The organism is Neptunomonas antarctica, assembly GCF_001305295.1.
GTDB classification, from domain to species: Bacteria; Pseudomonadota; Gammaproteobacteria; order Pseudomonadales; family Balneatricaceae; genus Neptunomonas; species Neptunomonas antarctica.
The window spans coordinates 55,113-73,995 of record NZ_LJSI01000017.1; the positions used below are offsets into that span (position 1 = coordinate 55,113).

The 18,883-nt window shown below is 44.4% G+C and carries 18 protein-coding genes and 1 tRNA gene; 5 read left to right on the forward strand and 14 right to left on the reverse strand.

Features of this window, described 5'->3' with window-relative positions; all coding sequences use genetic code 11:
• The first annotated feature begins 94 nt into the window (after nucleotides 1-94).
• The gene (locus Nant_RS01530; RefSeq protein WP_054339881.1) at nucleotides 95-574 is read left to right on the forward strand and encodes a tetratricopeptide repeat protein; all 480 of its coding nucleotides are present in this window, start codon (nucleotides 95-97) and stop codon (nucleotides 572-574) included.
• 42 nt (nucleotides 575-616) lie between these two features.
• On the opposite strand, the gene Nant_RS01535 is transcribed toward Nant_RS01530, so the two are convergent.
• The 3 genes from Nant_RS01535 to kdsA all read right to left on the reverse strand — a co-directional run bounded on the left by Nant_RS01535 (nucleotide 617) and on the right by kdsA (nucleotide 5,036).
• Nucleotides 617-2,017: a DUF4139 domain-containing protein gene (locus Nant_RS01535; protein WP_054339882.1), complete on the reverse strand. Its 1,401-nt coding sequence runs from the start codon at nucleotides 2,015-2,017 to the stop codon at nucleotides 617-619.
• A 30-nt stretch (nucleotides 2,018-2,047) separates the two neighbouring features.
• Nucleotides 2,048-4,114 (reverse strand): SUMF1/EgtB/PvdO family nonheme iron enzyme, encoded by a 2,067-nt coding sequence (locus Nant_RS01540; RefSeq protein ID WP_054339883.1) that lies wholly within the window; start codon nucleotides 4,112-4,114, stop codon nucleotides 2,048-2,050.
• Nucleotides 4,115-4,190: 76 nt separating this feature from the next.
• Nucleotides 4,191-5,036, reverse strand: coding sequence for a 3-deoxy-8-phosphooctulonate synthase (gene kdsA / locus Nant_RS01545; protein WP_054339884.1), 846 nt, complete (start codon nucleotides 5,034-5,036; stop codon nucleotides 4,191-4,193).
• A 97-nt stretch (nucleotides 5,037-5,133) separates the two neighbouring features.
• Here kdsA and Nant_RS01550 point away from each other — a divergent pair, with 97 nt between their 5' ends.
• Nucleotides 5,134-5,694 (forward strand): HugZ family pyridoxamine 5'-phosphate oxidase, encoded by a 561-nt coding sequence (locus tag Nant_RS01550; RefSeq protein WP_054339885.1) that lies wholly within the window; start codon nucleotides 5,134-5,136, stop codon nucleotides 5,692-5,694.
• Here the strand turns inward: Nant_RS01550 and Nant_RS01555 are convergent.
• From Nant_RS01555 to Nant_RS01575, 5 genes are all read right to left on the reverse strand, one after another.
• On the reverse strand, nucleotides 5,680-6,618 hold the full coding sequence (locus Nant_RS01555) for a GIDE domain-containing protein (RefSeq protein ID WP_054339886.1): 939 nt from the start codon (nucleotides 6,616-6,618) through the stop codon (nucleotides 5,680-5,682). The genes Nant_RS01550 and Nant_RS01555 overlap by 15 nt on opposite strands.
• Nucleotides 6,619-6,630: 12 nt before the next feature.
• The gene (locus Nant_RS01560) at nucleotides 6,631-7,209 is read right to left on the reverse strand and encodes a LemA family protein (RefSeq protein ID WP_054339887.1); all 579 of its coding nucleotides are present in this window, start codon (nucleotides 7,207-7,209) and stop codon (nucleotides 6,631-6,633) included.
• A 179-nt stretch (nucleotides 7,210-7,388) separates the two neighbouring features.
• Complete coding sequence (locus Nant_RS01565) at nucleotides 7,389-7,595, reverse strand: DUF2788 domain-containing protein (protein ID WP_054339888.1); 207 nt, start codon at nucleotides 7,593-7,595, stop codon at nucleotides 7,389-7,391.
• A gap of 87 nt (nucleotides 7,596-7,682) precedes the next feature.
• Nucleotides 7,683-8,597: an HDOD domain-containing protein gene (locus Nant_RS01570; protein ID WP_054339889.1), complete on the reverse strand. Its 915-nt coding sequence runs from the start codon at nucleotides 8,595-8,597 to the stop codon at nucleotides 7,683-7,685.
• A gap of 464 nt (nucleotides 8,598-9,061) precedes the next feature.
• A tRNA-Tyr gene (locus tag Nant_RS01575) sits at nucleotides 9,062-9,145 on the reverse strand.
• A 366-nt stretch (nucleotides 9,146-9,511) separates the two neighbouring features.
• Here Nant_RS01575 and nrdA point away from each other — a divergent pair.
• The 3 genes from nrdA (at nucleotide 9,512) to yfaE (ending at nucleotide 13,289) form a co-directional block, all read left to right on the forward strand.
• Entirely contained in the window at nucleotides 9,512-11,776 is a 2,265-nt protein-coding gene (gene nrdA / locus Nant_RS01580; protein WP_054339890.1) for a class 1a ribonucleoside-diphosphate reductase subunit alpha, read from the forward strand.
• A 108-nt stretch (nucleotides 11,777-11,884) separates the two neighbouring features.
• Entirely contained in the window at nucleotides 11,885-13,015 is a 1,131-nt protein-coding gene (gene nrdB / locus Nant_RS01585) for a class Ia ribonucleoside-diphosphate reductase subunit beta (RefSeq protein ID WP_054339891.1), read from the forward strand.
• Nucleotides 13,016-13,025: 10 nt separating this feature from the next.
• The gene (gene yfaE / locus Nant_RS01590) at nucleotides 13,026-13,289 is read left to right on the forward strand and encodes a class I ribonucleotide reductase maintenance protein YfaE (RefSeq protein WP_054339892.1); all 264 of its coding nucleotides are present in this window, start codon (nucleotides 13,026-13,028) and stop codon (nucleotides 13,287-13,289) included.
• 412 nt (nucleotides 13,290-13,701) lie between these two features.
• Here yfaE and nth read toward each other — a convergent pair whose 3' ends face one another.
• From nth to rsxD, 6 genes are all read right to left on the reverse strand, one after another.
• Nucleotides 13,702-14,346, reverse strand: a complete 645-nt coding sequence (gene nth / locus Nant_RS01595) for an endonuclease III (RefSeq protein ID WP_054339893.1) — start codon at nucleotides 14,344-14,346, stop codon at nucleotides 13,702-13,704.
• 79 nt (nucleotides 14,347-14,425) lie between these two features.
• Nucleotides 14,426-15,397, reverse strand: a complete 972-nt coding sequence (locus tag Nant_RS01600) for a GGDEF domain-containing protein (RefSeq protein WP_054339894.1) — start codon at nucleotides 15,395-15,397, stop codon at nucleotides 14,426-14,428.
• On the reverse strand, nucleotides 15,394-16,401 hold the full coding sequence (locus Nant_RS01605; protein ID WP_338011151.1) for a response regulator: 1,008 nt from the start codon (nucleotides 16,399-16,401) through the stop codon (nucleotides 15,394-15,396). The genes Nant_RS01600 and Nant_RS01605 overlap by 4 nt, the downstream gene beginning before the upstream one ends.
• Before the next feature lie 74 nt (nucleotides 16,402-16,475).
• Entirely contained in the window at nucleotides 16,476-17,192 is a 717-nt protein-coding gene (locus Nant_RS01610; protein ID WP_054339896.1) for an electron transport complex subunit E, read from the reverse strand.
• Complete coding sequence (gene rsxG / locus Nant_RS01615) at nucleotides 17,189-17,821, reverse strand: electron transport complex subunit RsxG (RefSeq protein ID WP_054339897.1); 633 nt, start codon at nucleotides 17,819-17,821, stop codon at nucleotides 17,189-17,191. Before rsxG ends, Nant_RS01610 begins: the two co-directional genes overlap by 4 nt.
• Nucleotides 17,821-18,870, reverse strand: a complete 1,050-nt coding sequence (rsxD, locus tag Nant_RS01620; protein WP_054339898.1) for an electron transport complex subunit RsxD — start codon at nucleotides 18,868-18,870, stop codon at nucleotides 17,821-17,823. Before rsxD ends, rsxG begins: the two co-directional genes overlap by 1 nt.
• Nucleotides 18,871-18,883: the final 13 nt, after the last annotated feature.

Sequence of the window (18,883 nt, forward strand, 5' to 3'; positions counted from 1 at the left end):
ATATTAGTAAAATCTAATTTTGATGTGTTGTTATTTTATAAGACGGTACTATTTAATAAAACGGTACTATTTAATAAGGAGCTATTAGTTAATAATGCGAACTCTCATGAAGTGGCTTGCGCCGAGTATTTTTGTGTTGGCTTTTGCCTTCTTTCGTTCGTCACTGTTTAAAAGTTCCCGTCGTAAACATAGCCAGCTCATGCGTGTGTTTCGCTTTGCTGCAGATAATGATAGCCAGCAGGCATTATCCGTTTATGGGCATATGCTGCATTTTCGCGGAGAGGGAGTGGAAAATCGGATACAGGGCGGAATTTATCTTCAGCGTGCAGCCGATAAAGGTGATATGAAAGCTCAGTACCAGATGGGGAAAATTTATGAAGCGGGATTCGAACATTATTTTCCACCGTCAAATGATAAGTCTTTGCATTACTATCAGTTAGCCGCATCACAAGGGCATGCGTTGGCTATTTCTCGTCTGATCAGTGTGTATCAGACGGGTGAGTTAGATCAGATGGTTGATGACGTAAAAGTAAAGCACTGGCAGGAGAAACAACCAGCACTTCCTGTTATTTAGCAGCCTGGGCTGTTTTCATGCATTACTATTTTTACGTGTCTCTTATTGCTTTATCAGGCGCACGCGCATGGTTAATAGCGATTCGCTGTTGCCAGGCACTGAAACCTGCCATTTTGCCATCCCGGCGGTTTTTTCTGTGGGTTGCAGCGTGCTACTGATCAATTTCCAGGGGTGTGAAAAAAGGCTGCTGATTTCAACATCGCGAGGCTTCATTGCGCTGTTCCTTATACGTAGTTCATAGGCTGCTACAGTTCCGTCAAAAGCCGGTTGAAAATCTGTTTGACGTTGCGTAATGGTGACTTCAAATGCTTTGCCCATCGAGAGTTCAACCTGTTCTCCTGCCGCCGTCTGGTTAATCTGAGCGCTGCCAACATAATGCAATTCTCCTGCATTATCGGGCGAAAAAAAGCGCGCTTGTCCGGCGGGTAACGGAGAACCGAGTCCATGCTGCTTATCATTCGTAAACCTAATAAATGATTCCGGTTTTACTTTATAAGTTTGGTTGTCGACGTTCGCATTAATATAAAATTGATGACGCTGTAGTGATTTAATAGCGACCTTGTCTTCATGCAATAAAGGAACTTGGGTACGTTGTTGATTATGTAGCGTGATCGGTTCATCTAATGAATAAAGTTGATAATCATTCAGTGTTTCAGGTAGTGGCGAACGTGCATCTTCCGTTAAGGCCTGCGCCATCATCAATGTTTTAGCTCTGTATCGTGGGTTGTTGTCCCGATAAACATCCCCGGCCAGCAGCCGTATACGAGCATCTTTCAGAGATGCGCCGGTGTTATTCATTAACGATGCCAGCCCGTCTACGGCGAGTGATGTATTGTCTTCGTTTAACGTCATCACATAGTCCATCTGCCAACTTAGCCCTTGCGTAAGATAACTTAATCGGGCGGTGCCTGCATGGTCGGTTCCTTCGCTACGGAAGGTCAGGCTGGGTTTTAATAGCATGTTGTCAGGACGTGATGGGAAGATAAGGCGCCAGTCAGAAGAAAGAGGAATAGATTCAATACGGCCATTATTATCTATCAAGGCGGTATTGCCTTCGACATTCAATAACTGGACGGTTTGTTGTATTTCCTGGCCACTAGGTTGGCTATGAGCCAATATCACATCTTTGCCTATGTAATGTAGTAACAATGCATTGTAGCTAAGTAGTGAATTATTGAGTGTTTGTTCTTTGATAGTGCCGGCATTTTTAATGTTAAGGGTTTCTGTTTGCATCTGTTGGCTAACATCAAGAATAACAACGGTGTCGTCCTTTTTCAGGCGAGGTAATATACGAGTGTCCTGAATGAGGCCGAGATTGTCGGTATAAAGAGTCACCGCTAAATCTGTCTGCTCCTTATCTGTAATGGTGACAGACTCTGCATATAAGGTAGTTGGGCATACCAAATAAGTGAATACGACTATGTTCAAGAGTTTGCATGGCATGTTTGATAATCCTTAGCTAATCGGTATTTTTTATTCAGGGAGATCCAGGGCGACACGAAACCCCCAGGTATTGCGTGAAGTCTCTGGTGGGTGGCGATAGCGACTGGCTGAGCGAATCACACGGCCTATATCAAACCATGAGCCACCGCGCATTGAACGGTATGGACAACTGCTCAGTAAGCGGGCCGAACCGTCTTTCGGTAGTCCTGCATAGGTATCTACATAGCAATCCTGCACCCATTCATCAACATTGCCGTTAAGATCATGTAGTCCCCAGGGGTTTGCAGGCAGCGAGCCAACCGGTGCCGGTTTTTTGCCGTCCCAAAGCGTTCCGCATTCATCACAAATAGCTCGTCCGGGCGTCAGTTCGTTACCCCACCAAAAGGCAGAAGCGGTGCCGCTACGTGCCGCATATTCCCACTCAGCTTCTGATGGTAGACGATAACCCTGGCCTGTTTCAGCGGCCAGCCATTTTACGTAAGCCGTCGCGTCTTGCCAACTGACGTTTACGACTGGTTGCAAGCCTCGTCCCCAGCCTTCATCGTTTGGTAGCTTTCTTCCGGTTAGTGTTGCGAAGTGATCATACTGCTCAAAGGTGATTTCCAGGCGGGACAGTGCAAAAGTACGTGCTAATAAAATAGTCTGAACGGGTTTTTCATTATCATCTCCACGATTATTCAGGTCTCCCATCTGGAATTGACCTGCCGGCAAGCTAATCATTTGCGGACCGAATTCTCCGCTTGTCAGCGAATCCTGAAAGACTCCGAAATTATCTTGTAATTGCGCCTCTTCGCGGGGGTAGACGGAGGTAGCATCTGGAGCGGGGTTTGTTTGTGTGCTGGAGGGTATGGGCGCGAACTCAGACTGTGCAGAGAGTTGTTCTTCTAACCTTTTGATGTCTTTTATGTGCTCATCTGAGATGGTTTTCAATATTTCAGCTTGCTCTTGCCACGCGGCCATTTGTTTCGTCATTAGTGCTTGCTGCTGTTGGCCTAAATAAAGACTAGCCACAAAACCCACGGCGACACCTATAGCAAAAAGAGTCGAACCTGAGAGTATTCGCATTGATAATGGTGAGGGCTGAGGTAATAGCTGAAGAAGGCGCTTAAATAACGTTTTTTCTGACTGATTTTGGTTTGACTCGGCCTTATTTGACTGGATTGGGTCTGACGCATTATTGGGCTGAATATTATCAGAGTCTGTTGCGCTATTTAAGATCGGCGCACCTTTCTCGGGGTTAGTCTCTTCAGCAAACAGTGAGTGAATCAAAGCGGTAGCGCTGCTTTGGCGAAGTTCAGCGTCTGTAGACAGTGCTTGCTGTAATGATGTCCACTGAGTCTTGCTTAGTTTGGCGGGTTGTTTCAGTTCTTTGCGGACATGTAGTGATTCATCATCAGCCAGTGTAAAGGGTGCTGATCCCGATAAGACGGCGTAAGCAATACAACCCATTGAATAAATATCAGAGGTAGCCGGTAAGGGGTTGTCATGGAATGCTTCGGGGGCTTGGTAAGCAGGATATTGAAAGGCCGGATTTAGTTTAAATGTGGTTTCTTTGAGTAACAAGCGAGGGTTGATGGGGAGTAATTTTACGCCTCCCTCACGGTTGATATAGATCAGGTCAGGCGCCAGCGCCCCGTGAGTAGTTTGGGTTTTTTTGATGTAGATGTCTGTCGCTGTGGCTATTTGTAGCAGTAAGCCGCGTAATCGGTTTTCTTTCAGCTTACTTGTTTTCTTTTCCTTGATGAGTGCTGCCAGTGTTAAACCATCCAGCGCTTCACATGAGAAAAATAGAAAATCACTTCGATGTACGAAGTATCCATAGATCGCGGCAATATGTTTATGGTGAAGGTTTTTTGCTTGAATTATTTGCTTTTTAAAAGCATTCAGTAACTCTTTATGTTGTGTTAATTCGGGTGAAATAATGATGAGTGAAACAGGCGTAGGGCTTGAGGTGCTGATATCTTCAGCCTGCCAGAATTGGCCAAGAGGGTGTTCGCTTGGCATACCTTTAAGTGTAAATTTATGGTGACTTGGTCCAATGGTTTGACCGTCACTGAGTGTAAGTGCTGGTTGCTGTTGTGGTTGTTGGTTATCCATTGCGCGTCCCTGTCTGGGTTGCTTCATTAATAATAGACAAGAACGGGCAATCTTTTAAGTAAAATCAGCCGGTTATCTAGTCTGTTTGTAAAGGAGCAAAGCTTTTCACTAATTCATCAACGGCTTTTAACTGGGCGAGGTAAGGCTCAAGCTTGTCCAGAGGTAATGCGCAAGGGCCATCACATTTGGCTTCAGCAGGGTTAGGGTGCGCTTCCAGGAACAGTCCGGCGATCCCTTGAGATATGCCCGCACGCGCTAATTGAGCAGCCAATCCACGACGGCCGCCAGCAGAGTCAGAGCGCCCACCTGGTACCTGCAGGGCGTGGGTTGCGTCAAACATAATAGGGTAACCAAACTCTTTCATAATAGAGAAACCCAGCATATCAACCACTAAATTATTGTAGCCAAATGCCGTGCCGCGCTCACAGAGGATGAGACGGTCATTACCCGCTTCTTCGCATTTGTGCAGAATATGTTTCATTTCATGAGGGGCTAGAAACTGGGCTTTTTTGATATTAATAACCGCGCCGGTTTCTGCCATAGCTTTAACCAGATCAGTCTGACGAGACAGAAATGCGGGTAGCTGAATGATATCGCAGACTTCGGCCGCAGCCGCAGCCTGGTGCGGCTCATGAATATCGGTAATCAGTGGGACGTTGAAGGTTTTTTTAATCTCTTCGAGAATTTTTAATCCTTCATCCAGCCCGGGGCCACGGAACGAGGTCAGTGATGAGCGGTTGGCTTTGTCAAAAGAGGCTTTAAACACGTAAGGGATATTTAACTTCTCAGTGACCGTGACATAGTGCTCGGCAATACGTAATGCAAGATCGCGTGATTCGAGCACATTCATACCACCGAATACAACCATCGGTTTATCATTCGAAATTTGCAGCGCACCTACCTGAATGACTTTCTGTTCCATGATCTATAACCTGATAAAAGCTGTAAAATGATTAGTATACGTGAAGCCCTGAGAAAAGGGAGCAGTCATAAACTTAAGCCAGTAATGAGTTATTCAAATGAATGAAGAAGCACAGCGGTTGCAGGATTGCATGGCATTGTTGAGTACGTGCAAAACACTGCAATTAGCGACAGTTGATTCGCAGGGGTGGCCTCATATCAGCTACGCACCTTTTGTTCGACAGGAGGACTGTTTTTACATTTTTGTGAGCCTGTTAGCGAGCCATACTCAGCATCTGCAGCATCTGCAGCAGATGCCTAAGGCCAGTGTGATGGTGATTAAAGATGAGGCGGATAGTCGTAATCTGTTTGCGCGAGAGCGCTTGATTGCTGATGTTCAGGTCGAGAAGGTAGAGCTGGCTGCCGCTCATAGCAACACAGACAGCGATACAAATAGCATACTTGATCTAATGGAGACTGAATTAGGTAGTACTGTCGGACTTTTAAGAACATTATCCGACTTTGTGCTTTTCAGATTAACGGCTGTTCAGGCACGTTATATTGCAGGTTTTGGTAAAGCCTATGATCTGGACTTGAAGCGCGAATCATTGGTGCATGTGAGTGCAGAAAAGCTGGCAGGTGGGGCGTCATCAGTACGGCAAGTATCAAGCGGCCAGTAAATGGAGAATAAGGTAGCCTTCTCCAATGAGTGCGACCAAGGCTCCTAAGGCATACCAGCCATAATGTTTCGCTAGTACTTCTTCATCCAGCGTTGAAATAAGGTAAGGATGGTGTGTTTCTGTGGGGCAGGACAATACATGCATAGTGGGAGTAGCGGAAATTTCCCGGCGACGTTTTTCAGCTTCTTGATGCGCAGCTGTTTGAACGTCATCCCACTCCTGCATATCTAATTTCTGGTCATTATTGGTGTCGAAGCGCTGCACCAGTGTGTCGTAAGATTGCTTCCACTCACGAATAATATCGCCGCTTATCTGTTGTGCTGAAGGTAGCTGTCTGCCGCCACCGACGCTTTGGAATTGCCCCAGAGCGTAGACTTTTTCATGAGTAAACAGCAATGTTTCCTTATAGCGATAGCGCGATGTGTCCAGATCTTTTAATAACAGCGTATTCAAACTAAAGCCTGATGATTTATTGGACGAGTGTTGAAACTGTTGATTAGTTAAGTGGCTAATAGATGGGTTAGCAGTATCTCCGTACCAGACACGCGTATTTTCGGTTCTGACGGTCGCGCCGGCCGGGTCGACCAGCGCCGTTGCGGTTGCGTCGTTTATCTGAAACCAGGCATCTGATTCGCCACTACGTTCAACATTCCAGTGTTTCGTTTTTCCGCCGCTGGTTAAACAAGAAACGGAATAGCGATACCAGACACATTCTCTGCCAGAAAGAGGTGCTATTAATGGTCCGTATTCGCCTGCAATAATATGGCCGATAACTTCGACATAACCTTGATGGGCTGAACGTATGCGGGAGGTGGGTGTGCCGGTAATCAAGCGATAGCGTTTGAGGAAAGTGAATCCTTTCCAGAGCGTAGCGCCCGCGGCAATAAGGGTGATGAAAAGGCCAATGGAGGCTTGCGTGATCATAGCGACATGCTGTTAGCGGCTTTTAAATAAGTTGCCAACGTTAACATCAGCAAGTTCAGCTATCTTGAACTCGAGCAGATCGCGAGATGTGAAATTCAATTGTCGCGCAATAATCAGGTCAGGAAACTGCTCAATACGGACATTGTAAATATTGACGGATGCATTATAAAACTCACGGCGATCGGCAATGGAGTTTTCCAGTCCTGAAATGCGGCTTTGTAGATGCTGGAAGGACTCGCTTGCCTTAAGTTCTGGATAATCTTCAGCCAGAGCAAAAAGGTTCCCCATACTTAGGCGCAGTTGTGTTTCAGCTTGCCCCAGCCCTTTTACATCCTGGTTCTCGCGTGCCTCAGCGACGTGAGAACGCGCTTCAATAACACGCGTCAGCGTTTCTTGTTCGTACTGCATATATTCACGACATGTGTCTACCAGCTTAGGAAGTTCGTCATGGCGTTGCTTGAGTAGAACGTCAATATTGGACCATGCCTGGGATGCGTTATGTTTCAAACGAACCAGATTGTTATATAGCGAAATAACGTAAAAAGTCAGTATCGCAATCACAGCAATAAAAATTAGAGTACTAGGTTCCATTAACAATCATCCTTAGCCGCTAAGTCGTAAGTGCAGTCGAAAAAAGCTCTGAAAATAGAGTGAACCTAGTTGGCCACTACATGCTTGAGCCTTAACAAGGGCGATAAATTAGGGCTGAATATAAGTTTATAGATTAATTTTCTACAGTAGGTTGATAAATAGTTTAGTACATAGATTGACTAAATGTTGCCTTCAATCATCTCAACCGCGACAGTCTTAATGATAAAAGCGAGCAGCCCTAAACCTAAGGCAAAAAATAGTACAAAGGTGCCAAATTTGCCGGCATTGGAACGCTTGGCCAGATCGTAAATGATGAAAAAGATGAAACAAGAGAACGCTATAATCCCGATGTTCAGCATCAGGCCTTCGATATCAGCTAAGCGCATAGTAAAAAACCGAATAGGTTAAGAGAATTTGGCGACATTATACGTGAAACGTATCTGCTTTCCGAGGAGGTTCTACTTTATAGAGAATTAAACGCCTAAGCTGGCTGCTAGCTTATCGCTTTTAGTGATTAGCATAGGTAGGGCTTTAGCAATCATATCTAACGGTAATGCATGCTGTCCCCAATTCGGCATTATACAATGAGCCAGAATATGTGTTTTGAGATCGTCAGTGCTTAGTTGCGCCCATCCAGGGGTTTTTATTGCCATAACACTTAAAAAATCAGCGAATTGTATGATGAGAACTAATTCTCTAAAGACTTTAGGGGCTTGTGTGTTACGAAAAATATTATAGTTATGGTGATGCTTAACAACACTCGCGACAACGGGCGGTAAGTTTAGTTTTTGACAAGCGATAAAACCTATTTCGGTGTGAGAAGTACCGAGTATTTTTTCTTCGACTAAGGGGAGTTCATCGGGAGAGCTCCACCCCATTATATCCGTTTCATTGAGTGCTTCAGGCGCAAATTGGAACAGGACAAAGCGACCAATATCATGCAATAGGCCACACATATAGGCCATCTCTGGATCCACTTCGTGGTGATGGGTGTTTTTGCTGAGAAAGGATGCAATCACGGCTGTTTCTATAGAGTGCTTCCAGATGGCTTTATGCTCGGGTTGTGATGGAATAAAAACTTTTGAAACGGATAGTGCGGTAATCAGCTCCACAATAGTTTGAGAACCTACTCGGGTAAGCGCGGCTTGAAGGCTGTTGATTTTGTGGTTGGGCGAAGATGCTGCTGAATTAGCGTACCCTAATATAAAGCTTGCCAATGGAGGGTCTGATTTCGCCAGTTCATGAACTTGATCGTAAAATTCATTATCATCGGAGTTGAGCTTCATGAGTTGAAACAATACCCCCGGTAACATCGGAAGCTGATTAATGTGACGTGTGAGCTTTTCCAGATTAGATGCTCTGGACTGTTCAAATGACTCCTCTGACATGTGTGCCTCTTCTGGTTCACCGCATATATTTCAGTGGGTTGTAAACTGCGTTGACGCCATACTTGAAGGCTCCTGTGCCATCAGTGCGGCTATCAGTCTGCTTTCCCATGATGGGTATAAGCATAGGGCTTATCAGCCTTTCATCAAATAACGTATTAGCGCTTGTTAACAGAAGGAGGGCCTGTTCGTAATCGTACACGTTTTATTGAAGATGAGGGACGTTCTTTGTCTTCATTGTTGTTTTGATAATTTGAGCAACCAGCTAGATAATTTTTTTGGGGGTAGTTGGGCGACGTGCAATTATTAGAATAGGAATTATTCAGGTCAGACGGGAACGGATATTATTGCAATCAGAAGGTGAAGCTATAGTAGATCGAGGTGCAGCGGCTTGAGGTGTTTAGCGAGAGATGAGTTGTTGTACACAATAGATCTGTTTTTTAATTAAGCATTGCTTAAAAGAAAAGTGGTGGTGAGGGGTGGATTCGAACCACCGAAGCTCGCGCGTCAGATTTACAGTCTGATCCCTTTAGCCACTCGGGAACCTCACCACAACGGCGCGAATAATAGACTTAAATATGAGCGTTGTAAATGCCTAACTGTCATTTATCCACATGTTTTTTTCACATGGAAGCCATGTTTCATTTTTGTAATTCATCTAAAAAATATATTTTTTTACTTGATTTTGGTGACTGCCGCATGGGGCCTGTATCTGCGTGTTTTTAGGAAAACTCGGCACAGTAGACAAGGGAAATCAAGTGTTGAAATAAACACGAATAACGCTATATTTAGTGCCTGTTGCTAACAGTTGTACAAGATGTAGTGTGTTTTTTACGACGCTTACACCAATCGGTAGTAAGTTGATAGAGCATACTTTCAATGATTTTTATATATAACGGAACAAAAGAGCTACTGATATGCAGAAAGATTTGATGGTCACAAAGCGTGATGGGCGTCGTGAGAAAATTGATCTGGAAAAAATTCACCGTGTTGTTATCTGGGCGGCGGAAGGACTGGATCAGGTTTCACCTTCAGAAGTTGAATTAAAGGCACATATTCAGTTTTATGATGGCATCACAACCTCTGATATCCACGAGACGTTGATCAAGTCATCAGCTGATTTGATCTCTGAATCAGCACCGGATTATCAGTACTTATCTGCACGTCTGGCTATTTTTCATTTGCGAAAGCGCGCTTTTGACAGTTTTGATGCCCCGCATTTGTTTGATCACGTGAAAAGCATGGTCGAGATGGGACGTTATGATAAGCATCTGACGGATGATTATACCCGTGAAGAATTTGATCAGTTGAATGAGGCTATTGATCACAGCCGTGATATGAATTTCAGTTATGCGGCTGTGAAGCAGTTGGAAGGTAAATACCTGGTACAGAATCGTGTCTCAGGTGAAATTTATGAAAGTCCTCAGATTCTATATATGCTGGTGGCGGCCTGTCTTTTTGCGTCTTATCCAAAAGACACGCGACTGGGATACGTTAAGCGTTTTTACGATGCGACCTCTTTGTTTAAAATATCATTACCGACACCCATTATGGCGGGTGTGCGTACACCCACACGTCAGTTCAGCTCTTGTGTATTGATTGAATGCGGCGATAGCCTCGATTCTATCAATGCTACGGCAAGCTCTATTGTTAAATATGTTTCACAGCGTGCCGGTATTGGTATCAATGCGGGCCGTATCCGTGCCATTGGTAGCTCGATCCGTAATGGTGAAGCGTTCCACACCGGTTGTATTCCCTTCTATAAACACTTTCAGACAGCTGTGAAATCCTGTTCTCAGGGTGGCGTTCGAGGTGGAGCCGCTACATTGTTTTACCCGCTATGGCATCTTGAAGTTGAATCACTGTTAGTTTTGAAAAACAACCGCGGTGTTGAAGAGAACCGCGTGCGTCATCTTGATTACGGCGTACAGCTCAATAAACTGATGTATCAGCGTTTGATTAAAGGCGGAAACATTACGTTATTCAGCCCGCATGAAGTGCCCGGACTTTATGATGCATTTTTTGCTGATCAGAATGAATTTGAACGTTTATACGCACAGTACGAACAAGATGACTCTATCCGTAAGCGCACGATTAAAGCCGTTGAGTTGTTTGGTCTGTTGGCATCGGAACGTGCTTCTACCGGCCGTATTTACATTCAGAACGTAGACCACTGTAATACGCATAGTCCGTTTGATCCTGCGGTAGCACCTGTTAAGCAGTCAAACCTGTGTCTGGAAATTGCACTGCCAACCAAACCACTTAATGATATTAATGATCCTGAAGGTGAGATAGCGCTGTGTACATTGTCAGCGTTTAATCTGGGTGCTTTAAATAGCCTGGATGAGTTGGAAGAGTTGTCTGATCTGATAGTGAGAGCGCTCGATAATTTGTTGGACTATCAGGACTACCCTATTTTAGCCGCACAGAATGCTACGGATAATCGTCGCACTCTGGGTGTGGGCGTGACTAACTTTGCTTATTATCTCGCAAAAAATGGTGTTCGTTATTCGGATGGTTCTGCTAATGGTTTGGTGCATCGTGCCTTTGAGGCTATTCAGTATTACATGCTGAAGGCGTCTAACCAGTTATCTAAAGAACGCGGCCCGTGTCTCAAATTTAATGAAACCACTTATGCTAAAGGTATTTTGCCCATTGATACATATAAGCGTGAGGTTGATGAATTTTGTGATGAGCCGTTACACTATTTCTGGGAGACGTTACGTGAGGATATTCGTGAGTTTGGTTTGCGTAACAGTACGCTGACAGCATTAATGCCTTGTGAAACGTCGTCGCAAATTACCAATTCAACTAACGGTATTGAGCCACCACGTGGTTATGTATCCGTGAAGGCCAGTAAAGACGGTATTATGAAGCAGGTAGTGCCTGAGTACAGCACGCTCAAAGAAAGTTATGAGTTGCTTTGGGACATTCCAACCAATGAAGGGTATCTGCAGTTGGTCGGCATTATGCAGAAATTTGTAGATCAATCTATATCGGCTAACACTAATTATGATCCGAGTAATTTTCCGGGTGATAAAGTACCGATGAAACAACTGCTGAAAGATTTGTTAACAGCGTATAAATACGGTGTAAAAACATTGTATTACCATAACACGCGTGACGGTGCTAAAGATCAGCAAGATGATGACGGTTGCGAAAGCGGTGCCTGCAAGCTGTAAACGACCTATATAAACGGCAGGCTTGGTAACAACACTCTGAGTTGCAGCTGGCTGATCTGATGATCAGCCAGCGGCTTAATTTCCTCAAGAATGAATTAGCAGATATAAATGTCTTACTCTACTTTTACTACGAGTTCACACGACTCCACCCTTGAACCCATGTTTTATGGGCGTAATGTGAATGTGGCTCGGTATGATAAACAGAAATATCCTATTTTTGAAAAACTGATTGAAAAGCAGCTCTCTTTTTTCTGGCGTCCCGAAGAAGTTGATCTGTCGACGGATCGCAAAGACTTTATGAACATGCCTGAGCATGAACAGCACATCTTCCTGAGTAACCTTAAATATCAGACACTGCTGGATTCTGTGCAGGGGCGTTCGCCTAACGTGGCCTTTCTGCCTATCGTCTCTCTACCAGAGCTGGAGACATGGTTTGAGACATGGGCGTTCAGTGAGACAATTCACAGCCGTTCTTATACGCATATCATCCGTAACATCATTAATGAGCCTTCAGAGGTTTTTGATACGATCGTTACCAATGAAGAGATTGTTAAGCGTGCGGCGACGGTGACACGTTTGTATGATGACTTGATTCACTTGACCAGCATCTATTCGGTTCACGGCTCAGGCCATCATGTGATCGCAGGTAAGCCTTATGATGTGACCATGCGTAACATGAAGAAAAAGCTATACCTGACACTGGTTTCTGTCAATGTGCTGGAAGCGATTCGATTTTATGTTAGTTTTGCCTGCTCATTTGCATTTGCAGAGCGCGCTATTATGGAAGGCAATGCAAAGATTATTAAACTGATCGCACGTGATGAAGCTCTGCATCTTACGGGCACTCAGTATATGTTGAATATCCTGGCGTCGGGCGCAGATGATCCTGAATTTAAGGAGATTGCGTTAGAGTGTCGTGAAGAGGCTATTCAGATTTTTGCTGAAGCTGCACAGCAGGAGAAGGAATGGTCAACTTATCTTTTCCGCGATGGTTCTATGATTGGTCTGAATGCAAAAATTCTGAGTGACTACGTTGAATACATCACTAATGTACGTATGCGGGCTTTAGGATTTGATGATTTGTTTCCGGCTAAACAAAATCCATTACCCTGGATGAATGCGTGGTTGAGCAGTGATAATGTTCAGGTAGCACCTCAAGAGTCTGAAATCAGTTCTTATCTGGTTGGGCAGATTGATAACCAGGTTGATGATGGTGATTTCGATGAATTTGACCTGTAAGGAATAAGCGATGGCCATTCCTAGAATTAAAGTAAATAATTTCCATACCTTTTATTATCAGTATGAGTCTACCTTGTTAGACTCTTTGGAAGCACAGAATATTCCAGCACCTTATAACTGTCGTGGTGGTTACTGCGGCTGTTGTAAGGTTCGCTTGATCGATGGCGATGTTGACTATGTTCAGGAAACTTTACTGGATCTGGATGAGGGTGAAATTTTGACCTGTTGCTGTGTCCCTAAGACTCATATAGAAATTGAATTACCTGAGTCCTGATTTTTCTGATATCTCTCCTTGTAAGCCTAATACTATCGACTAATGCTGCCCCCTCTTGTGAAGTGTTTTACGTCAAGAGGTGGTGGTTCATGTTTTTATCCACTGCGCAATCTCTATGCGACAATAAAACGTGAATAATTACAGTATTTTTATGTTTTTTTGAAAGTCATCCACAAAGCAGAATGCAACATGAAAAATAATAATAAATACAACTCAATATTTTTATAGTTAGCTATTGTAAAACCTAAGTCTTTGAAAGTATTGAATTATTATGTTCTGGATGAAATTCGGTCAATTTAACACAGAGTCAGGAATGACGGGCTCTGCAGGTATCTACTCAAAAGGTTTCCACAGAATTATCCACAGTTTTTGTGGATAACTAATTCCAGTTTAAAAGAAGCCGTTATTGTCGTTATTCGCTATCAATCTCAGTTTTTTCCTTGTATTCACATAAATCTTCAATAAGACAGCTGCCGCATTTCGGCTTACGGGCAATGCAGACGTACCGGCCATGTAAAATCATCCAATGATGTGCATCGAGCATGAATTCTTTCGGGATAACTTTGAGCAGTTTTTGCTCTACTTCCAACACATTTTTGCCCGGAGCGATTCTGGTGCGGTTGCCCACTCTGAATATATGCGTGTCAACCGCCATGGTGGGCTGTCCAAAGGCCGTATTTAAAACTACATTAGCTGTTTTTCTTCCTACCCCGGGAAGAGCCTCCAGCGCTTCTCTGGTATCGGGAACAATAGAGCTATGGTGCTCAATTAACATCTGACAGGTTTTAATCACATTCTCAGCTTTTGTGTTATATAAGCCAATTGTTTTGATATACGATTTCAGGCCATCAAGACCTAATGAAAAAATTGTTTCTGGGGTATTCGCGACGGGATAAAGCTTACGCGTGGCTTTGTTGACGCCGACATCTGTCGCTTGGGCTGAGAGTATAACCGCTATCAGTAGTTCAAAAGGGCTATTGTATTCAAGTTCTGTAGTGGGATGAGGGTTCTCAGCACGCCAGCGGGTAAAAATCTGATGTCGGATTTTTTGATTCATATCTGTTTCTTTTTAATTAGGCAGTAATAAGAAAGTAAAGTGTTACCCGCTATATGGATAAAAATAAACGCTGATAGGTTTACTCTTCAGCGTTAATGATCGTCACTTGATTACGGCCATTTTGTTTAGATTGATATAGCGCCTGATCTGCCATATGAATCCATTGCTCGTGAGAATTGAATGTATGGCTTATTTCGGTCAGGCCCATGCTGAGGGTAAAACGGATATCATGGTTATAATGGTTAACAGTAAGACTATCAACGCGCTGCTGTAACCGTGTGATAACAGATTGTGCCTGATAAGCATCGCTACCGACCAGTAAGATACCAAACTCTTCACCACCATAACGGCCTACACGATCGGTTGTGCGCGTTACTTCGGTGAGTATGGTCGCTAGCTGGCGCAGAACTTCGTCTCCGCCTGGGTGGCCATAGGTATCATTCACTTTTTTGAAGTGATCAATATCGATCATCACTAATGATGAGGGTAGGGGAGTGCGGGCAAACCGGTCAAACTCCTGTTGTAAGCAGCTTTCCCAGAAGCCCCGGTTATAAAGGCCCGTGAGTTGATCGGTCTGGCTCTGCAGCTTTAATTTAATGTTAGCAGCTTCAAGTGCTTGGCGGCCCATTGCGGCATCAGTAACGTCGTAAATAAGAATGCCGACATGTTCAATCTTTCCAGAGGGGGAAGAAAGAGGGATGAGGGTGACGTTCTGGTACATATAGGGGGCATCACTGGTGAGCGGCCGATAGCTTTTAAATTTTAAGAAATAGGGTTTCTGTTCCCACGTAATAAATGATCGATTATTAAGCAGGAAAACGGCATCAATTTTGTGTTTGAGCCATGATTCAGATAATTCCGGAAATCGCTCAAACAGATTCTTTTTATACAATTGTGTATGCAAAAGACCTGAGTGATTCTCCATGAAAGTGTTCCATAGATTAATATGGTACGTCTGGTCCAGAATAATCAGGCCGACATCCAGCGTTTGTAGTAAGCCTAATTGCAGGTGAAACTCGTCAATACTCGTATCAGATATGGTTATGCTCATTGGAAAAATTGTGCCCGTTGATTTAACGCGTCTAATGAGTCTTCTGTAAAAAGCAAAAGGAGATCACAACTAATGTTATGTTCCTCGATCCGGTAGCTGATCTCTATTGATAATGTTTTATTCCAACGTTGTTCTGTGTTGTTACTTGCTGTTAATTCATCAGTAAAGCTTAATATTACCGGTGAATTTTGACTGAAGATAATATCCAGTTGATGAGCCAGGCTGTTGAGGAAAGCGCCACTAAGGACATTTGCCAGATCAATCAGAATCTCTTTCTCGCTGGAAACATTGATATCACCTTCATATCTCAGTAATTTTGCCATGTCCTGAATGCTGGACTCGCTGAACATTAAGAGGACTTCTCCAGCAATTCCTGAACTGATAAATCCCTGGCTGACAATAGCCCCTTGATCTTCGCTGGAATGATGGTGAAGTATCATATCCAATTCATCAATATTTATAAGAGCGACACGCGGAATAGGAAGTTGGATAAATACCTTAAGAAGTCTTGCTAAGCGGTCGGCAGCATGACCCATCGCAATATTAGAGAGTTCTTGATAATAACTTTTCAGGTCAATAGCTGTGTCGCTGGGAAGGAGTGCAGGTTTTTCTCCTGCGCTAAGCGCATCAAGTAGACCGTATCGATGCAGAATATCGGTTACGTTATCTGTATTGATGGGCTTTTTGATGAAATCAATGGCCCCCATGTTTTTTACGCGGATATAAGCATCCGGCTGAATATCGCCGGAAACTACTATTACCATGGTGGGTAAGTCTTCGCGCTGGATTAATTCTAATAGTTGGTAGCCATCCATCACAGGCATGTTTAAGTCTAGAAAGAGTAAATCTCCTTTGCCCTGACGAATAGCGCCAAGCGCTTCAGCACCGTGTTGGGCAAAGGTGATATCGACATTCCAGCCGTCTAATGCGTGTGCCATTTGTTTTCTGGCGAGATTTGAGTCGTCACAAATAATGACAGGGAAAGGTGTGTTCAAAAAAATCAACTCTCAATATTATTCTTATAGACTAAAGTTAGCTAATTGTTTAAACAAATACAACGCTTAAATCATTAATAAGCTTAGCTTATTTGGCCTGTGACGCGTACTCGTTTGCTGACGGTCTCTTTAACTTGTATCGGTGCGTTGGCACTCTGGCGTTCTTTTAGGCGCTTATCGATAATGTTCTTCAATGCTATGAGTAGCCCTAAGCCAACAAAGGCCCCTGGCGGCAAAATTGCAAATAGAAAGCCTTTATAGTCATCAACCAGTGTGATTTTCCAGCTTTCTGCCACGGGGCCAAATAGAAGGTGCATATCAGCAAACAAGGTGCCTGACCCCAGCGCTTCACGTAAGCCGCCCAAAAGTATTAATATGATAGTAAATCCAATACCCATCATGGCACCATCAAGCACTGACGCCGATACGGGGTTTTTGGATGCGAAGGCATCGGCTCTTCCCATAATGACGCAGTTGGTAACGATGAGTGGGATAAAGATCCCCAGGATTTGATAAAGCTCATAGGTTACTGCCTGCATAAGTAGCTCGATGCAGGTCACAAAAGAGGCAATAATCATCACAAATATGGGTAAGCGGACAGCATCCGGAATAAATTTTCTGAAAACTGAAATGGTCAGGTTTGAGCCGGTTAAGACCAGTGTGCTGGCGATTCCCAGGCTAATTGAGTTTACCACCGAGGCGGTAACCGCAAGCAATGGGCAAAGTCCCAGCAGTTGAACCAGTGCCGGGTTATTATGCCAGAGCCCATCAAGCGTGATTTTACGATAATCGATGCTCATGAAGCCTCCTTAGCGGGCTGTGAATCAAGAAGCGTTGTACGGTTTTTCTTAAAAAAACGAAGTGCCATGCCGACAGCATTGACTACCGCCCGAGGGGTAATGGTAGCACCCGTAAACTGATCAAATTGGCCACCATCTTTTTTGACAGCCCAGTTTTGGTCATTCGCACCCTGCATAGATTTTTGGTTGAAGCTGAGTATCCAATCCGATTTTCTAAGATCAATTTTATCTCCCAGCCCCGGTGTTTCTTTATGAGCAAGAACGCGAACACCTGCCACTGAGCTATCGGCATTGATACCAACCATCAGAGAGACATCACCAGAATAGCCATCGGGTGATATCACGGGCAGAAGAACAGCCGTTACCTGGTTGTTACGTTTCGCCTGATAGACATTGGCAAGCGGGTAGCCTAGTTCGGGGGCTTGAATAGAAATGACATCTTCCAGCAGGTGATTATCGATACTGCTGGCAGGGATTATTTCGTATAAGGCTTTTGCTTGCTGTGCCCGCTCGTTCTCGACTATCTGGTCTTTTGTTGAAACCTGAGTAATCGCAATGAGCCCTGCTGTAACAATAGCAAAAATGGCGATGCCCAAGGTGTTTTGCCTAAGTGATGTCAGTAATTCCATCAGGCTTTTTCCTTTATGCCGCGCTTAGGAGCTTTGTGGCCATAAGTACGCGGTTGCGTGTATTGGTCAATAAAAGGGGCAGCAAGGTTCATTAATAAAATGCTGAAAGCGACGGCATCAGGATAGTTGCCCCAGGTGCGGATAATGTAGATCAGACTACCGATACCAATACCGAACCAGATTTTTCCTTTATTACTGGTTGCAGAAGAAACAGGATCTGTTGCAATAAAGAATGCGCCTAACATTGTGCCACCCACGGTGAGATGAAAGAAGGGGTCGGCGTAGCTGTCGGGAGCAATCAGATAAAAGAAGGTAGCAATAGCGCCTAAAGACAGCAACATGGCGGCAGGTGTGTGCCAGGAAAATATTTTTTTATAGAGTAAAAAAATACCGCCCATTACATAAGCAGCACTGACGGCATGCCAGGCACCTACATTGGCCAGAACATCGGATGCCCGCCAGGCTTCTTCTGTCGTTAGTCCACCGCGATGACGCATTTCATCCAGTGGCGTTGCGGAAGTAAAGGCGTCAGCATGTTCCGACCAACCGCCAAAGATCAATTGCAGCGTATCGATAAAGCCGAGAACGTTCCAGCCTTCGCCATGCAGCATAAAAGGTGCTGTCCAGCGTGTCATCTCCACCGGAAATGAAATCAGTACTAATGCATACGCAATCATAGCCGGATTAAACGGATTCTGGCCAATGCCGCCGTAGAGTTGTTTGGCAATGACAATAGCCACAAACACAGCCACCATGGTTAGCCACCAGGGCGCGAAGGGCGGTAAGGCTAAGGCAATCAGAACGGCGGTAAGAACGGCGCTGTTATCTTTAAGGTAAAAATACAAAGGGCGTTTACGCGCTTTAATACAGGCGGCTTCAAATGCGAGTGCTAAAAACGCCGCCCAGAGTATATTGATCAGGGTTCCCCAGCCAAAGAAAAAGGTCATCGCTAACACACCGGGTAGGGTGGCTAGTATCACCAGGCGCATAATGTCAGCCGTGCTGGCTGGCTTATGTACGTGGGGAGATGTTATACGAATCAGCGCCATAATCTACCGCATA

Excerpts from the sequence above, each read along its gene's own strand:
- Nant_RS01530 (WP_054339881.1), top strand. The coding sequence starts at position 95 with ATGCGAACTCTCATGAAGTGGCTTGCGCCGAGTATTTTTGTGTTGGCT.
- Nant_RS01535 (WP_054339882.1), bottom strand. The coding sequence starts at position 2,017 with ATGCCATGCAAACTCTTGAACATAGTCGTATTCACTTATTTGGTATGC.
- Nant_RS01540 (WP_054339883.1), bottom strand. The coding sequence starts at position 4,114 with ATGGATAACCAACAACCACAACAGCAACCAGCACTTACACTCAGTGAC.
- kdsA (WP_054339884.1), bottom strand. The coding sequence starts at position 5,036 with ATGGAACAGAAAGTCATTCAGGTAGGTGCGCTGCAAATTTCGAATGAT.
- Nant_RS01550 (WP_054339885.1), top strand. The coding sequence starts at position 5,134 with ATGAATGAAGAAGCACAGCGGTTGCAGGATTGCATGGCATTGTTGAGT.
- Nant_RS01555 (WP_054339886.1), bottom strand. The coding sequence starts at position 6,618 with ATGATCACGCAAGCCTCCATTGGCCTTTTCATCACCCTTATTGCCGCG.
- Nant_RS01560 (WP_054339887.1), bottom strand. The coding sequence starts at position 7,209 with ATGGAACCTAGTACTCTAATTTTTATTGCTGTGATTGCGATACTGACT.
- Nant_RS01565 (WP_054339888.1), bottom strand. The coding sequence starts at position 7,595 with ATGCGCTTAGCTGATATCGAAGGCCTGATGCTGAACATCGGGATTATA.
- Nant_RS01570 (WP_054339889.1), bottom strand. The coding sequence starts at position 8,597 with ATGTCAGAGGAGTCATTTGAACAGTCCAGAGCATCTAATCTGGAAAAG.
- nrdA (WP_054339890.1), top strand. The coding sequence starts at position 9,512 with ATGCAGAAAGATTTGATGGTCACAAAGCGTGATGGGCGTCGTGAGAAA.
- nrdB (WP_054339891.1), top strand. The coding sequence starts at position 11,885 with ATGTCTTACTCTACTTTTACTACGAGTTCACACGACTCCACCCTTGAA.
- yfaE (WP_054339892.1), top strand. The coding sequence starts at position 13,026 with ATGGCCATTCCTAGAATTAAAGTAAATAATTTCCATACCTTTTATTAT.
- nth (WP_054339893.1), bottom strand. The coding sequence starts at position 14,346 with ATGAATCAAAAAATCCGACATCAGATTTTTACCCGCTGGCGTGCTGAG.
- Nant_RS01600 (WP_054339894.1), bottom strand. The coding sequence starts at position 15,397 with ATGAGCATAACCATATCTGATACGAGTATTGACGAGTTTCACCTGCAA.
- Nant_RS01610 (WP_054339896.1), bottom strand. The coding sequence starts at position 17,192 with ATGAGCATCGATTATCGTAAAATCACGCTTGATGGGCTCTGGCATAAT.
- rsxG (WP_054339897.1), bottom strand. The coding sequence starts at position 17,821 with ATGGAATTACTGACATCACTTAGGCAAAACACCTTGGGCATCGCCATT.
- rsxD (WP_054339898.1), bottom strand. The coding sequence starts at position 18,870 with ATGGCGCTGATTCGTATAACATCTCCCCACGTACATAAGCCAGCCAGC.